Here is a 14,274-nt window from a genome sequence, read left to right as displayed (position 1 = left end):
GCACGCCGGATCAATCTTGCGCGGGAGCCTCTATCAGGCCGCCGGCGCCTTTGGCGTGCGGTTGCGCGAATTGCGCTGGAAGAACAGCGCCTGGCTCGCCACCGCAGACACCATCGCCGGCTGGAACGGTTTTGAGATCAGGAACGCGGGCTCGGGGCGCTCGCCTGTGAGGAATCGCTCGGGGTACGCGGTAATGAACACCACCGGCACCTCGAAGGTGCGGAGCAGCTCGTTGACGGCGTCCAGGCCGGACGAACCGTCGGCGAGCTGGATGTCGGCGAGGATCAGGCCGGGCCGCTTGTTCTTGGCCAGCGCCACCGCATCGGCATGGGTGCGCGCGACGCCGACGACGTTGTGGCCGAGATTCTTCACCAGGCTCTCGAGGTCCATGGCAATGAAGGTCTCGTCCTCGATGATCAGCACGTCGGTGGCGATCTCGGCCGCCATCTCGCGTCCAGCAGCGTCCGCAAGCCGCCGCGTCTCGCTCACGTCGGTGCCGAGGATGAAGGCGACTTCCTCTTCCGAAAAGCCCTCGAGCGAGAGCAGCAGGAAGGCCTGCCGCGGCAGGGGTGTGATGTTCGACAGCCGCCGCTCCGGCGGCATCGGCAGTGTCGTCACCTCGGCATCATCGTTGACGGAGACCGAATTCCAGATCTGGGTGAACAGCCGGAACAGGCCGGCGCGCGGCCCATGGCTTTCGTCGAGCACCGACGGATCGCCAAGCATGGCTTCCAACATGGCCGCGACATAGGCGTCACCGGAGGCCTGGCTGCCCGTCAGGGCGCGTGCATACCGGCGCAACAGCGGCAAGTGTTCAGCAACGAGCTGTGAACGGGACATCCCCACTCCATTCATCTTCGGGCCAGCCTTGAGGTCACCCTTAGGTCAGGCGTTACGCGGGGGGCCCGGGTTCCCCTGCTCGGCTGTTTACGCCTCAGCTTCAGAAAAGTTCCGCATTGCGCGGAACTTTTTCTCGCAGCTCGCATTGTGCCTATCCAGGGAACGGCTCCCGGTTGAGAAAATTTCTCGATTTTACAGTCACTTAACTCGGGGAAACGTGGAACAGGTCATGAAAGATCTCAAGTCTCAAGCCAGCAAAAGCACGACCCCCGGCAAGGGAGGGCTCACTCCGGAGATCCAATCCCGGATCGGGCATCAGCTGCGCGCCATGTACGACGATGTGGTGCGGCAGGGGGTTCCGGATCGGTTCGCTGAACTGATCAAGAAGCTTGATGCACAAGGAGCGACTTCCCAAGTGGAAAATGAGGGCGGATCCAACGACAACAGCAATGGGAGGGATTAATGCCTCTCACCGACTCCCTGCGTAACGACATCCTGGCGGCCGTGCCGAGTCTGCGCGCGTTCGCGATCTCGCTCAGCGGCAATGCGGACCGCGCTGACGATTTGGTGCAGGAGACACTGCTTCGCGCGCTCGCCAACATCGATTCGTTCCAGCCTGGCTCCAACCTGCCGGCGTGGTTGTTCACGATCCTGCGCAACCTGTTCCGCTCCGACTATCGCAAGCGGCGGCGGGAGGTCGAGGACGCCGAAGGCAACTACGCCAAGACGCTGAAGACGCAACCGTCACAAAATGCGCATCTCGAGTTCGAGGAGTTTCGTACGGCGCTCGACAAGCTTCCACAGGACCAACGTGAAGCGCTGATCCTGGTCGGCGCCTCCGGCTTCTCCTACGAGGATGCGGCCTCGATCTGCGGCTGTGCCGTCGGCACCATCAAGAGCCGCGTCAACCGCGCCCGCTCGAAGCTCGCCGCGCTGCTCTATGTCGAGGGCGCCGAGGACTTTGGGCCCGACGAGACCGTGCGGGCCGTGATCGGCGGCAGCGGCGGCTGACGGCGGCGTCAACTGGGTGAGACAGACAAAGGCGGCCGCTTCCGCGGCCGCCTTTATGCGTCGCCGATGGTGCCAAGCTCGCAGCGCCGATCACTCGTCCACGAAGATCACGCTATCGGCCACACTCCCCCGCGAGGTGCGGTAGCTGTTGACCTTGTGCGCGTGGTCGGCATAGCCGAACGAGATGCCGCAGACGATCCGGCGATCGTCGGGCAGGCTGAAGTGGCGGCGGATCAGACCGGAATGGCGTGCCAGCGCCGCCTGCGGAATGGTGCCGAGCCCAAGCGCCTGCGCGGCCAGCATGAAGTTGGAGACATAGGCGCCGCAATCGATCGCGCCATAGATGCCGAGCGGCTCGTTGGTGTGAATGATCGCGACATGCGGCGCGCCGAAGAAATTGTAGTTCTCCAGTGCCTGCCTGGCATAGGCCGCCTTGTCGCCGCGGGCGATGCCGAGCGTGTTGTAGAGCTGAAAGCCGCTTTCGCGCCGGCGTTCGAGATAGACCCCGACATATTCGCGCGGCGGGGTGAAATCGTAATCGTCGCCAAGACCGCCGGAGGCTTCCGTGTAGATCGCCTGGCGAAAGCGCTCCTTGGCCGCGCCGCTGGCGATGACGACCTGCCAGGGCTGGCTGTTGCACCAGGACGCCGTGCGCTGCGCCGTCTTCAGCACGTGTTCGATCGTGGCGCGGTCGACTTCCTTGGGGAGGAAAGCGCGAACGGAGTAGCGCTCGTTGAGCAACTCTTCAAGCACGCCGATGCGGTCGGTTTGTTTCACTTGTGCGTCCATGGATCAGCTCGCGTTGTCCTCGTAGGGTGGGCAAAGGCGCGATAGCGCCCTGCCCACCGGCAAACTTACCCCTGAGCATCTGCGTAGGGTGGGCACGCTTCGCTTTGCCACCCTACGAGATACCGCGAGGCGTGAGATCACCGTCCCTTGGTCGGGATCTTGTTGTACGGCACATCCTTGTCGACGCGGATGTCGCCCGGCAGACCTAGCACCCGCTCGGCGATGATGTTGCGCAAAATCTCGTCGGTGCCGCCGGCGATGCGCATCGAGGGCGAGGACAGCAGCATTTGCTGGAACTGGCCCTGCGCCGTCTCCTCGTCGCTGCCTGTGAGAACACCGGCAGCGCCCTGGAGGTCCATGGCGTAGGTCGCGATGTCCTGGAGCATCATGCCCGAGACCAGCTTGCCGATCGAATTCTCCGGGCCCGGTCGCTCGCCCTTCGACAGCGCCGAGATCGCGCGGTAGCTGGTGTATTTCAGCCCGCTCGCCTTCACGGCCCAACTGGCGAGCTTCGAACGCACGGCGGGATCGTCGATCGCAAGCCCGTCCTCCAGCATCAGATTCGAGCAGAACTCGAATATCTCAGGCACGCCGGTTGCGAGCCGCGCGCCGATCGACATGCGCTCGTTCATCAGCGTGGTCAGCGACACGCTCCAGCCCTCGCCGACGGCGCCGAGGCGCTGGCTGTCGGGGATCACGACGTCGGTGAAATAGACCTCGTTGAACTCCTGCATGCCGTTGGCCTGCTTGATCGGACGCACCTCGACGCCCGGGCTCTTCATGTCCAGGAAGAACATGGTGAGGCCCTTGTGCTTCGGCACATTCGGATCGGTGCGCGTAATCAAGAGGCCGTAGTCGGAATAATGCGCGCCCGAGGTCCAGATCTTCTGGCCATTGACGACCCAGCTATCGCCCTTCTTCTCGGCACGGGTGCGGAGGCCCGCAACGTCGGAGCCGGCCGACGGCTCCGAGAAAAGCTGGCACCAGATCTCCTCGCCAGAGGCGAGCTTCGGCAAGTATCGGCGCTTGGCATCTTCGCTGCCGAAGGCCATCACAGTCGGGCCGCACATACCTTCACCGATCTGGAACGGTTGCGTCAGCTTGCCGTAGACGCCCTCTTCCTGTTGCCAGATGACGCGTTCGATCGGCGTCGCGCCGCGGCCGCCATATTCCTTCGGCCAGTGCAGGCAGGCCCAGCCACCTTCGGCCTTCTTCTTCTGCCAGGCCTTGCCGACATCGACGATGTCTTGCTTGGCGAGGCGGATTCGGCCGAGCGAAGATTTTGACAACTCGGCATGGAGTTCCTTCGGCGCGTTGGCCTCGACCCATTTGCGCGCGGTCTCGCGGAATGCGGCCTCTTGCGGGGTGTCGTCGAAATTCATCTTCGAACTCTCCTCTCCCTGCCCCGGACGCTGCGCAGCGCAAAGCGGTGCGCTCTCGAGCCGGGGCCCATTGTAGCTCGGGGTCCCGGCGCGGCGGAGCGGCACTTCGTACCGCACCGCCTCCGGGACATGATTAACCTCTTCCCTTTGTCGGGATCTTGTTGAACGGCACGTCCTTGTCGACACGGATGTCGCCCGGCAGGCCCAGCACCCGCTCGGCGATGATGTTGCGCATGATCTCGTCGGTGCCGCCTTCGACGCGCGTACCCGGTGCACGCAGCAGCATCGCCTGGAAGCGGCCCGCGACTTCGGCATCCTCTGGACCGCTGACGACACCAGCCGCACCTTGCAAGTCCAGCGCGTAGGTCGCGACGTCCTGGATCATCGAGCCTGCCACCAGCTTGCCGATGGAATTCTCCGGCCCCGGCCGCTCGCCCTTCGAGAGCGCCGAGATCGCGCGCATGCTGGTGTAGCGCAGGCCGCTCGCCTTCACCGCCCAGTTCGCCAGCTTCGCGCGCACGGCGCGATCATCGATCGCAGGACCGTCGTCGAGCATCAGGCTGGAGCAATATTCGAACAGCTCCGGAAAGCCGGTCGAGACGCCTGCGCCGATCGACATGCGCTCGTTCATCAGCGTGGTCAGCGAGACATTCCAGCCGTCACCGACCTCGCCGAGGCGCTGGTGGTCGGGGATGCGGACATTCGTGAAATAGACCTCGTTGAAATCGGACGCGCCGCTCGCCTGCTTGATCGGCCTGACCTCGACGCCCGGGCTCTTCATGTCCAGGAAGAACATGGTGAGGCCCTTGTGCTTAGGCACGGTCGGATCGGTGCGGGTCAAGAGGATGCCGTAGTCGGAATAATGCGCGCCTGATGTCCAGATCTTCTGGCCGTTGATGACCCATTCATCGCCGTCCTTCTCCGCGCGAGTACGAAGCCCCGCGACGTCCGAGCCGCCGGCCGGCTCGGAGAAGAGCTGGCACCAGACCTTCTCGCCGGAAGCGAGCGGCGGCAGATAGGTGCGCTTATGTTCCTCGCGCGCAAATGCCATCATGGTCGGCCCGCACATGCCGTGGCCGATGATGAACATGTGGGAGAGCTTTCCGAACGGGCCCTCCTCCTGCTGCCAGATCACGCGCTCGATGGGCGATGAGCCGCGGCCGCCGTACTCCTTCGGCCAGTGCAGGCAGGCCCAGCCGGCATCGGCCTTCTTCTTTTGCCAGGCCTTTGCGACCTCGAGAATGTTCGCGTTCCTGAGCTGGGTGCGGCCGAGCGAGGACTTGCGCAGCTCTTCTTCGTATTGCTTGGGCGCGTTCGCATCAATCCATGCGCGGGCGGTGGCGCGGAATGCGGCCTCTTGCGGGGTGTCGTCGAAGTTCATGGCTCTTTCTCTCTGTCATTCCGGGGTGCGCGTAGCGCGAACCCGGAATCTCGATGTTATTCACTCATCTCCAGATTTCGGGTTCGCCGCTTTGCGGCGCCCGGAATGACGACAACGTTACGCCGCGTTCTTCTTCCGCATGCGGTCGATCAACTGGTCTTCCCAATAGGTGAGGCTGCCGAGCCCGAGCGCCATGGCGTTGGCGCGGCGGTAGTACATGTGGCAGTCGAACTCCCAGGTGAAACCCATGCCGCCGTGAACCTGGATGTTGTTCTTGGCGCAGTGCTGGAACGCCTGCGTCGCGCTGATGCGCGCGGCGGCGGCGGCTTCCGGCAATTCGGCTGCGCTGGTCGAGAGCGCCCAGGCACCGTAATAGCTGTTGGAGCGTGCCAGCGTCGCCGAGACATACATGTCGGCGAGCATGTGCTTTACGGCCTGGAACGAGCCGATCTGCCGGCCGAAGGCGATGCGGTCGAGCGCGTAGTCGCGGCCCATTTCCAGGGCGCGGTCGGCGCCGCCTACTTGCTCGAACGCGCACAGCACCGCGGCGCGGTCGAGCACCTGGGTGAGGATGCTCCAACCCTCACCGATGCCCCCCAGCGGCTCGGCCTTACAGTCCTTGAAGGTGATCTCGGCCTGCCCACGGGTCGGATCGAGGTTGGTGAGGCTTTTCACCTCGGCGCCGCCGGCCCTGAGATCGACCAGGAACAGCGAGATGTCATTCTCACGTCCGCTCGATCCTGTGCGCGCGGCGACCACCGCGAAATTGGCGATGGCGCCGTCGGCGACCGGCTTCTTGACTCCGTTGAGCGCGCCATTCGAAGCGGCCAGCTTGACATTCTTCGGCGACGGATTGCCCTTGCCTTCGAACAGCGCCAGCGTGCCGATCGCCTCGCCCGAGGCAATAGCGGGCAACCACTTTTTCTTCTGCGCGTCACTGCCGGCGATCAGCAGCGCTTCGGCGGCGAGGTAAACAGTTGAGGAGAACGGCACCGGCGCGTTCGCGCGTCCCATTTCCTCCGCGATCACGCAGAGCTCGAGATGGCCGGCGCCCGCACCGCCGAACTCTTCCGGGATCGCGACGCCGAGAAACCCCATTTCGGCAAGGCCCTTCCACAACTCCTTGTCATAGGACGCCTTGCCGTCGAGGACGACGCGTACGGCCTTGGGCGAGCACTTTTCGGTGAGGAATTTGCGCGCTTGGTCGCGGAGCTGCTTCTGGTCGTCGGAGAAATCGAAGTTCATGGCGGGCTACCTTTTTATTCGTCGTACTCATTGAAGCCGTCATTCCGGACCTGGCCCTTTGGCCATCCCGGAATGACGAGGTTGAGAGTGTTGCGCATTCATCGCAGCACGATCACATCTTCATCCGGCTCATCCGCATAAAGCCGCTCCACCAGCGCTGCGCGGCGCTCCAAGCCGGCGCGCTGGTTGATGTAGCCCTTATCAGTGAGCTCGTTGCCGTCGATGGAGGGCGGTTCGGCCATCAGCATGGCACGCGCGATGATGCGGCTGCTGGCGCCTTCGCATTCCCGGTTGTGCGTCTCCAGCCCGCGCCTGAAGCAAGCGATCACCTCGGGGTGCCTGACCGCATCCGCAAAGCTCAGGCCGGGATTGCCGACGAGTTGGCGACAAGCGTGCAGGTTCGGCCAGGCCAGCAGGCCGATAAACGGGCGATCCTGTCCCGCGACCAGCGCGTCATGCACGACGGGCGTTGCGGCCGCGATCGCATCGGTCCGGAGTGAGCCGACGTGCACGAAGGTGCCCGTAGTGAGCTTGAAATCCTCCACCACGCGCCCTGCAAAGATGATGCCCTGCACCGGATCCTTCTCGTCGACGAAGATGCCGGCATCGCCGATGCAGTAAAAACCCTCCTCGTCAAACATCTTCTTCGTCAGCTCAGGCTGACCGAAATAGCCGGGCGTGACGTTGACGCCACGCAGGCGAAGTTCGTATTTCGAGCCGCACGGCACCATCTTCAATTCGACCCCGGGGAACGGGAGCCCGATCAGGCCGACGCGCTCGGTCTCCCAATACGTGCCGGTCGAGGTCGGCGCGGTCTCGGTCGAGCCCCAGCCGGTGTAGAACACGATGCGCTCACCGGTCGTCTTCACCGCGAGCGCCTGCATGCGATCGTAGAGATCGTCCGGCAGGCGCGCGCCGCCATAGGCCATGATCGACAGGTTCTTGAAGAACGAGCGGCACAGCGCGTCGTCCTTCTCCATCGCCGCCGCCAACGCAGCATAGCCGGCCGGCACGTTGGCGTAATAGGTCGGCGAGATCTCGCGCAAGTTTCGCAGCGTCTCTTCGAACTGGCCCGGCACCGGCCGGCCGTCATCGATATAGAGTGTGCCGCCATCGACGAGGATCGGGTGGAACGCCGCATTGCCACCCATGGTGTGGTTCCAGGGCATCCAGTCCAGCATGGTCGAGATCGGGCCGCTGGGATCCCGGGGTCGCACCTGCATCATCATCGCCGCATTGGCGCACATCATCGCTTGCGTGTTGATGACGGCTTTTGGCATGCCGGTCGAGCCGGAGGTAAACAGCAGCTTGCCGATGGTCTGGGGCGTGATCTGTGCAACCGACGCTTCGACCTCGGCGGTCACCGGCGTTGCGGCGAGTTCGGCAAAGCCGACGCTCTTGATGCCATCGCAGGGGCGCGCGACGTGAACGACGGTAACGCCGGTGAGGTCGACCGCCTTCAGTGCCTTTTCGAAGATCGGGCCGTCCTGCACCATCACCACGGCCGGCTGGATCAAATCGAACAGATATTTCAGCTTGACGTGATCGTGGCTCATCAGCGAGTAGGCCGGCGACACGGGAGCCGCCGGAACGCGCGCCTGCATCGTGGCCTGCGTCATCAGGGCGTGCTCGATCGAATTGCCGGAGAGGATCGTGACGGGCCGTCCCTCGAGCTTGAGGTTCAGCAGCGCTTGCGTCAGCGCATCCACGGTGCGCTTGGCTTCGCCATAGGACACTTTGCGCCATTCGCGATTCACTCCGCCGCGCTGCGCGAGCCAGATGCGCTCGGGGGCCTGTTTCGCCCATTTCGCCAGCGAAGCTGGAATGTGCTTCTCGTAAGGCTGCAGCGGAATGCGCGACTTCAGCACCACCGTGCCGTCGCCGCGGCGCTCGACGGCGATGTCGCGCGCGAGCCACTCGACCTTGCGAAAGGCGGGCTTCGTCATCACCGCCGCCGCGCTTCCACTCATTTTGCGTCTCCCGGAATTTCTTGTCCTTGGCGGATCTTTGTCTTTAGCGTTTGATATAGACAGGCTTTCGCTTCTCAAGGAAGGCCCTGATGCCTTCCGAAAATTCCTCGGAACGGCTGCACAGGACCTGGTTGCGGTCTTCCATTGCGATCGCAGCTTCCAGCGAACCGGCATCGACGCTCATGTTGAGACATTCCTTGGAGAGACTCAGCCCCACGGGCGAGGCCGTCATCATCGCGTTGACATAAGGCGCGGCTGCATCATCGAGCTTGTCCTCGTCGACGACCTCCGAGACGAGCCCGACCGCGAGCGCGCGCTCGGCGCCGATGAAACGCCCCGTCAGGATCAACTCGGACGCCACCGACACCCCGACGAGCCGCGGCAGGAAATAGCTGGTGCCGATGTCGCAGCCGCCGAGGCCGAGCTTGATGAAAGCGCAATTCATGCGCGCCGATTTCGTGGCGATGCGGATGTCGGAGGCAAGCGCCAGCGCAAAGCCGCCGCCGGCCGCGGCGCCCTGCACAAGCGCCAGGATCGGCTGCGGACAGCGCCGCATCAACATCACGATGTCGGCGATGCGCCGCTGCGAATCCAGCGACTCGGTAACGCCAGGCGGCTCCTGCTGGCCGGCGCGACGAGCCATCGCGGCCTTGAGATCGAGGCCCGCGCAAAAATTCGTGCCGGCGCCGCGCAACACCACGACGCGCGTGTCGCGGTTGCGCTGAAGCCCCTGAAAGTAGACGTTGAGCGCATCGATCAGCGCCGGATCGAGCGCATTGAGGCTTTCAGGACGATTCAGCGTCACCCGGTCAACGCCGTCATCATGCTCGATCAGCAGCGGTCGGGACATGGGGGCCTCGTGCATGCGCGCGGGAGGTGCCTATTATTGTGCCCTCTCCCCTTGTGGGAGAGGGCATGCACGTCGGTAGCCACGAGTTCGCTCGGGTGAGGGGTCTGCGTCCGCGGATAGAGACCCCTCATCCGGCGCTTCGCGCCACCTTCTCCCACAAGGGGAGAAGGGAAGAGAGCCTTACCGCGGCGCCATGCGGATGGCGCCGTCGAGACGGATGGTCTCGCCGTTCAGCATCGGGTTCTCCACGATGTGCACGGCGAGCATGCCGTATTCGTTGGCGTCGCCGAGGCGTGAGGGATGCGGCACCTGGGCGCCCAGGCTCTTGCGGGCCTCCTCGTTGAGACCCATCAAGAGCGGCGTGAAGAACAGGCCGGGCGCGATGGTATTGACGCGGATCTTCTGGCTGGCGAGGTCGCGCGCGGCCGGCAGCGTCAGGCCGACGACGCCGCCCTTCGAGGCCGAATAGGCGATCTGGCCGATCTGGCCTTCGTAAGCGGCGACCGAGGCTGTGTTGACGATGACGCCGCGCTCTTCGCCGATCGGCTCGATCGTGACCAGGCGCTCGGCGAACAGGCGCAGGCAGTTGAAGGTGCCGATCAGGTTGACGTTGATGATGCGGGCGAACTTTTCCAGCGGGTAAACGCCGTCGCGGCCGACGATACGCTGCGAGCCGCCGATGCCGGCGCAGTTCATCAGTACGCGCGCCACGCCATGCGCGGCTTCTGCCTTGGCGATCGCTGCCTTGATCTGCTCTTCGCTGGTGACGTCGGCATGGAGCGCGACGCCCTTCACTTCGGCAGCAACCTTCTCGGCGTTTTCCTTGCTCTGGTCGATCACGCCGATCTTGGCGCCCTTGGCGGCCATGGCCCGGGCGGTCGCGGCACCAAGCCCCGAACCGCCGCCGGTGATGAGAACGGCTACGTCTTTCAACTGCATCGCTTGTACCTTTCCTTGGGCGTTTCTTCTCTGGACTTGAAAGTTCGGCCGGATCACCCGGCCGCGACAGCTTCCTCGGCTTGCGCGAGGATGCCGCCGCAGATCAGCGTTTCCATGTGTTTGATGTATTGCCGGCAGACTTCGTCGGTGACCGGGCCGACCCCGGTCGCGCGCGACATCGCGTGCCGGCCGAAGAACAGATGGTCGCAGGCGCCGATCAGGCTGGTGTAGAACAGCACCGGATCGGTGGCGCGGAATTCGCCGGTTCGCTCCCCCTCGGCGAGCAGGCGGCGGTGAAAGTCGAGCAGCGGCGCCACGAAGAACTTCGAGACTTCGTCGGCGGAGCTCGCATTGGTCTCGTGCAGCAGATAGTGGATCAGCCGGTTCATGTAGGGGAACCGGTAATAGGCGCGGATGATACCGCCGATGTGCAGTTTCAGCTTCGCCGTCGGCGTGATGGGCTGCGCCAGCAGGTATTCGAGATTGGACAGCTCGGTTGCGGCATCGCGCGCGAGCAGTGCCAGCAGCAGGCCGTCCTTGTTGCCGAAGTGATATTTGACCAACGCGGCGTTGGCGCCCGACTTCTGCGCGATGTCGGAGAGCGAGATCTCGATCGAGGAGCGTTCGATCATCAGCTCGCTTGCGGCCACGAGCAATTTCTCTGCCGTGGAATTCTTCCCGCTGGGGAGCTTGGTCGGTACGCTGGTAGCCACAGAGATCCCTGAACATGCCTCGTGAGGCGCGCAGATAAGCCCAAGCCGCGCCGCATCACAAGAGTTAATTGATCGATTGACTAAACGATCTCGCGCCCCTTAAATCCCTCCCCGACAACCAACCCCAATCAAGAAATTCAGGGAGAAAACCGACATGGCCGAGGCTTACATCGTCGCCGCTGCGCGTACCGCGGGCGGGCGCAAGGGAGGCCGCCTCGCCGGCTGGCATCCGGCCGATCTCGCCGCCAAGGTGCTGGACGAGCTGGTCGACCGCACCAAGGTCGATCCCGCCCAGGTCGAGGACGTGATCATGGGCTGCGTGATGCAGGTCGGCGAGCAGTCCAACAACGTCGCGCGCAATGCGGTGATGGCCTCAAAACTGCCGGAGAGCGTGCCGGGCACGTCGATCGACCGCCAGTGCGGCTCCTCGCAGCAGGCGCTGCACTTCGCCGCGCAAGCCGTGATGTCCGGTGCGATGGACGTCGTGATCGCGGCCGGCGTGGAATCGATGACGCGGGTGCCGATGGGCCTGTCGTCACAGCTCCCGGCCAAGAACGGTTTTGGCAATTACAAGAGCCCGGGCATCGAGAAGAAGTATCCCAACATCGTCTTTAGCCAGTTCACCGGCGCGGAGATGATGGCGGAGAAGTACGGCCTCTCCAAGGATGAGCTCGACGAATATTCCTACAACAGCCATCAGCGCGCGATCGCGGCCACCCAGGCCGGCCACTTCAAGAAGGAGATCGTGCCGCTCGAGATCACCCGTGCGGACGGCAGCAAGGACACCCATCACATCGACGAGGGCATCCGCTTCGACGTCAGTCTCGACGGCATCAAGGGCGTCAAGCTGATCGCCGAGAACGGCAAGCTCACCGCGGCCAGCGCCAGCCAGATCTGTGACGGCGCTTCCGGCGTCATGGTGGTGAACGAGCGCGGCCTTAAGCAGCTCGGCGTCAAGCCGCTCGCCCGCATCCATCACATGACCATGACGGGCGGTGATCCCGTCATCATGCTCGACGCCCCGCTGCACGCGACCAAGCGCGCGCTGGAGAAGGCCGGCATGAAAATTGGTGACATTGACCTGTTCGAGGTCAACGAGGCCTTCGCCTCGGTGCCGACCGCGTGGCTGAAGACCACCGGCGCCGACCCGGAGCGTCTCAATGTCAACGGCGGCGCCATCGCGCTCGGCCATCCCCTCGGCGGCTCCGGCACCAAGCTGATGACCACGCTAGTCCACGCCCTGCACCAGCGCGGCAAGCGCTACGGCCTGCAGACCATGTGCGAGGGCGGCGGCATGGCCAACGTGACGATCGTGGAGCGGCTGTAAGCCTTCGCGTGTCCCGGTCGCGCTGCAGCGTGAAGCGCGGCGGCGCAGAGCCGGGGCCCATGCCTCACAGTGGACCCCGGATCAGCAGCGCACCACTGCGCGATGCGCTGCGTCCGGGGAACGCCACACCTAACTGAACAAGCAGAGACATGACTCACCCCTCCATCCACGCCCGCACCACGCCGAACAAGAGCGCCTATCGAATGGCCGGCAGCGGCAAGGCGATCACCTATCGCGAGCTCGACGAGCTCTCGAACCAGGGCGCGCATCTGTTCCGCTCGCTTGGCTTGAAGGCCGGCGACCACATCGCGCTGTTAATGGAGAACCGGCTCGCCTTCATGGAGATCTGCTGGGCCGCACAACGCAGCGGGCTCTATTACACCGCGATCAGCCGCTATTTGAAGCAGGACGAGATCGACTACATCGTGAAGGATTGCGGCGCCAAGGTCGTCATCACCACACCGAAATGCGCCGACCAGATCAATGGCCTGATCAGGGGCGCCGCCGGCGAGCCGATCTTCTACATGATGGACGAGCCCTCACCGGGCTTCCGCTCCTACGACAACGAAGCCGCCGCGCAGCCGACGACGCCAATCGCAGACGAGGTCGCCGGCTACGACATGCTCTACTCGTCCGGCACCACCGGGCGGCCCAAGGGTGTCAAGAAGGCCTTCGAAGGCAAAGCGATCGACGAGCCGAATCCGTTTCTGCGCGTGCTCTGCGCCGACATGTGCGGCATGAACGCCGAAAGCACTTACCTCTCGCCGGCGCCGCTCTATCACGCGGCTCCGTTGCGCTTCAACATGATGGCGATCGTGCTCGGCGGCACCTCCATCATCATGGAGCATTTTGACGCCGAGGAATTTTTGAAGCTGGTCGAAAAATACAAGGTCACGCAGTCGCAGCTGGTGCCGACCATGTTCGTGCGCATGCTGAAGCTGCCGGACGAGGTGCGCACCAAATACGATGTCTCCACACTCAAGGGCGCGATCCACGCCGCCGCGCCCTGCCCTGTCGATGTCAAAGCCAAGATGATCGAATGGTGGGGACCGATCCTGATCGAGTATTACGCCGGCTCGGAAGGCAACGGCGTCACGGTCTGCACTTCGCAGCAATGGCTGGAGCACCGCGGCAGCGTCGGCCGCGCCGTGGTCGGCACGATCAAGATTCTGGACGAGAACGACGAGGAGCAGCCGGTGGGCGAGATTGGCACGGTCTATTTCGCGGACGCGCCGGCCTTCACCTATCACAACGACCCCGAGAAGACGAAGAAGGCCTACAACGCCAAGGGCTGGTCGACGCTCGGCGACGTCGGCTATCTCGACAAGGACCGCTTCCTCTACCTCACCGACCGCAAATCCTACATGATCATCTCCGGCGGCGTGAACATCTATCCGCAGGAGACCGAGGACGTGCTCATCACCCACCCCGAGGTCGCCGACGTCGCCGTGTTCGGCGTGCCGAACGAGGAGATGGGCGAAGAGGTGAAGGCGGTGGTGCAACCGCACGACATGAGCCGTGCCGGCAAAGCACTCGAAGCCGACCTGATCGCCTATTGCAAGCACCGCCTCTCCGCCATCAAGTGCCCGCGCTCGATCGATTTCGAAGCCGAGCTGCCGCGCACGCCGACCGGCAAGCTGGTGAAGCGGCACTTGCGCGACAAATATTGGCCGAAGACGGCCGCGAAGATTTAGGGGCCGCTCACCTCCCCTGGAGGGGGAGGGTCGATGCGCATGCAGCGAAGCGGAATGCGCAGCCGGGTGAGGTGATCAATCGACACGAGCACTGCTCTAGTGGAGAGATTACCCCACCCCGGCGCTACGCGCC

Annotated in this window: 13 protein-coding genes; 4 read left to right on the top strand and 9 right to left on the bottom strand. The window is 64.0% G+C overall.

Annotated features, from left to right (window positions below; all coding sequences use genetic code 11):
- Nucleotides 1–33 precede the first annotated feature (33 nt).
- Complete coding sequence (locus IVA78_RS09240) at nucleotides 34–840, bottom strand: response regulator (RefSeq protein ID WP_247277730.1); 807 nt, start codon at nucleotides 838–840, stop codon at nucleotides 34–36.
- A 229-nt stretch (nucleotides 841–1,069) separates the two neighbouring features.
- On the opposite strand from IVA78_RS09240, the gene IVA78_RS09235 reads away from it, so the two are divergent.
- Together IVA78_RS09235 and IVA78_RS09230 are read left to right on the top strand one after the other, a co-directional pair.
- Nucleotides 1,070–1,303, top strand: a complete 234-nt coding sequence (locus IVA78_RS09235; RefSeq protein ID WP_247277731.1) for a NepR family anti-sigma factor — start codon at nucleotides 1,070–1,072, stop codon at nucleotides 1,301–1,303.
- On the top strand, nucleotides 1,303–1,851 hold the full coding sequence (locus tag IVA78_RS09230; RefSeq protein WP_008543571.1) for a sigma-70 family RNA polymerase sigma factor: 549 nt from the start codon (nucleotides 1,303–1,305) through the stop codon (nucleotides 1,849–1,851). Before IVA78_RS09235 ends, IVA78_RS09230 begins: the two co-directional genes overlap by 1 nt.
- A 90-nt stretch (nucleotides 1,852–1,941) precedes the next feature.
- On the opposite strand, the gene IVA78_RS09225 is transcribed toward IVA78_RS09230, so the two are convergent.
- From IVA78_RS09225 to IVA78_RS09190, 8 genes are all read right to left on the bottom strand, one after another.
- Nucleotides 1,942–2,640: a nitroreductase gene (locus tag IVA78_RS09225; protein WP_247465077.1), complete on the bottom strand. Its 699-nt coding sequence runs from the start codon at nucleotides 2,638–2,640 to the stop codon at nucleotides 1,942–1,944.
- 137 nt (nucleotides 2,641–2,777) lie between these two features.
- Entirely contained in the window at nucleotides 2,778–4,022 is a 1,245-nt protein-coding gene (locus tag IVA78_RS09220) for an acyl-CoA dehydrogenase (RefSeq protein WP_247417163.1), read from the bottom strand.
- A 133-nt stretch (nucleotides 4,023–4,155) separates the two neighbouring features.
- Complete coding sequence (locus IVA78_RS09215) at nucleotides 4,156–5,403, bottom strand: acyl-CoA dehydrogenase (protein WP_247277734.1); 1,248 nt, start codon at nucleotides 5,401–5,403, stop codon at nucleotides 4,156–4,158.
- A gap of 117 nt (nucleotides 5,404–5,520) precedes the next feature.
- Nucleotides 5,521–6,648: an acyl-CoA dehydrogenase family protein gene (locus IVA78_RS09210; RefSeq protein ID WP_247277735.1), complete on the bottom strand. Its 1,128-nt coding sequence runs from the start codon at nucleotides 6,646–6,648 to the stop codon at nucleotides 5,521–5,523.
- A gap of 98 nt (nucleotides 6,649–6,746) precedes the next feature.
- On the bottom strand, nucleotides 6,747–8,618 hold the full coding sequence (locus IVA78_RS09205) for an AMP-binding protein (RefSeq protein WP_247465075.1): 1,872 nt from the start codon (nucleotides 8,616–8,618) through the stop codon (nucleotides 6,747–6,749).
- 43 nt (nucleotides 8,619–8,661) lie between these two features.
- Entirely contained in the window at nucleotides 8,662–9,468 is an 807-nt protein-coding gene (locus tag IVA78_RS09200; RefSeq protein ID WP_247277737.1) for an enoyl-CoA hydratase-related protein, read from the bottom strand.
- Nucleotides 9,469–9,648: 180 nt separating this feature from the next.
- Nucleotides 9,649–10,407 (bottom strand): SDR family NAD(P)-dependent oxidoreductase, encoded by a 759-nt coding sequence (locus IVA78_RS09195; protein ID WP_247277738.1) that lies wholly within the window; start codon nucleotides 10,405–10,407, stop codon nucleotides 9,649–9,651.
- A gap of 53 nt (nucleotides 10,408–10,460) precedes the next feature.
- On the bottom strand, nucleotides 10,461–11,120 hold the full coding sequence (locus IVA78_RS09190) for a TetR family transcriptional regulator (RefSeq protein WP_346275290.1): 660 nt from the start codon (nucleotides 11,118–11,120) through the stop codon (nucleotides 10,461–10,463).
- 154 nt (nucleotides 11,121–11,274) lie between these two features.
- Here IVA78_RS09190 and IVA78_RS09185 point away from each other — a divergent pair, with 154 nt between their 5' ends.
- Nucleotides 11,275–12,447, top strand: a complete 1,173-nt coding sequence (locus IVA78_RS09185; RefSeq protein WP_247277740.1) for an acetyl-CoA C-acetyltransferase — start codon at nucleotides 11,275–11,277, stop codon at nucleotides 12,445–12,447.
- A 149-nt stretch (nucleotides 12,448–12,596) separates the two neighbouring features.
- On the top strand, nucleotides 12,597–14,141 hold the full coding sequence (locus IVA78_RS09180; RefSeq protein ID WP_247465070.1) for an acyl-CoA synthetase: 1,545 nt from the start codon (nucleotides 12,597–12,599) through the stop codon (nucleotides 14,139–14,141).
- The last annotated feature ends 133 nt before the right edge of the window (nucleotides 14,142–14,274 follow it).

This window comes from Bradyrhizobium sp. 137, from assembly GCF_023074095.1.
In the GTDB taxonomy this organism is placed as follows: domain Bacteria; phylum Pseudomonadota; class Alphaproteobacteria; order Rhizobiales; family Xanthobacteraceae; genus Bradyrhizobium.
This window is presented reverse-complemented; position numbering and strand designations above follow the sequence as displayed.

What these genes read in the sequence shown, in the direction of transcription:
- IVA78_RS09185 (WP_247277740.1), top strand. Translation starts at nt 11,275, where the DNA reads ATGGCCGAGGCTTACATCGTCGCCGCTGCGCGTACCGCGGGCGGGCGC.
- IVA78_RS09210 (WP_247277735.1), bottom strand. Translation starts at nt 6,648, where the DNA reads ATGAACTTCGATTTCTCCGACGACCAGAAGCAGCTCCGCGACCAAGCG.
- IVA78_RS09180 (WP_247465070.1), top strand. Translation starts at nt 12,597, where the DNA reads ATGACTCACCCCTCCATCCACGCCCGCACCACGCCGAACAAGAGCGCC.
- IVA78_RS09230 (WP_008543571.1), top strand. Translation starts at nt 1,303, where the DNA reads ATGCCTCTCACCGACTCCCTGCGTAACGACATCCTGGCGGCCGTGCCG.
- IVA78_RS09215 (WP_247277734.1), bottom strand. Translation starts at nt 5,403, where the DNA reads ATGAACTTCGACGACACCCCGCAAGAGGCCGCATTCCGCGCCACCGCC.
- IVA78_RS09220 (WP_247417163.1), bottom strand. Translation starts at nt 4,022, where the DNA reads ATGAATTTCGACGACACCCCGCAAGAGGCCGCATTCCGCGAGACCGCG.
- IVA78_RS09195 (WP_247277738.1), bottom strand. Translation starts at nt 10,407, where the DNA reads ATGCAGTTGAAAGACGTAGCCGTTCTCATCACCGGCGGCGGTTCGGGG.
- IVA78_RS09205 (WP_247465075.1), bottom strand. Translation starts at nt 8,618, where the DNA reads ATGAGTGGAAGCGCGGCGGCGGTGATGACGAAGCCCGCCTTTCGCAAG.
- IVA78_RS09225 (WP_247465077.1), bottom strand. Translation starts at nt 2,640, where the DNA reads ATGGACGCACAAGTGAAACAAACCGACCGCATCGGCGTGCTTGAAGAG.
- IVA78_RS09200 (WP_247277737.1), bottom strand. Translation starts at nt 9,468, where the DNA reads ATGTCCCGACCGCTGCTGATCGAGCATGATGACGGCGTTGACCGGGTG.
- IVA78_RS09240 (WP_247277730.1), bottom strand. Translation starts at nt 840, where the DNA reads ATGTCCCGTTCACAGCTCGTTGCTGAACACTTGCCGCTGTTGCGCCGG.
- IVA78_RS09235 (WP_247277731.1), top strand. Translation starts at nt 1,070, where the DNA reads ATGAAAGATCTCAAGTCTCAAGCCAGCAAAAGCACGACCCCCGGCAAG.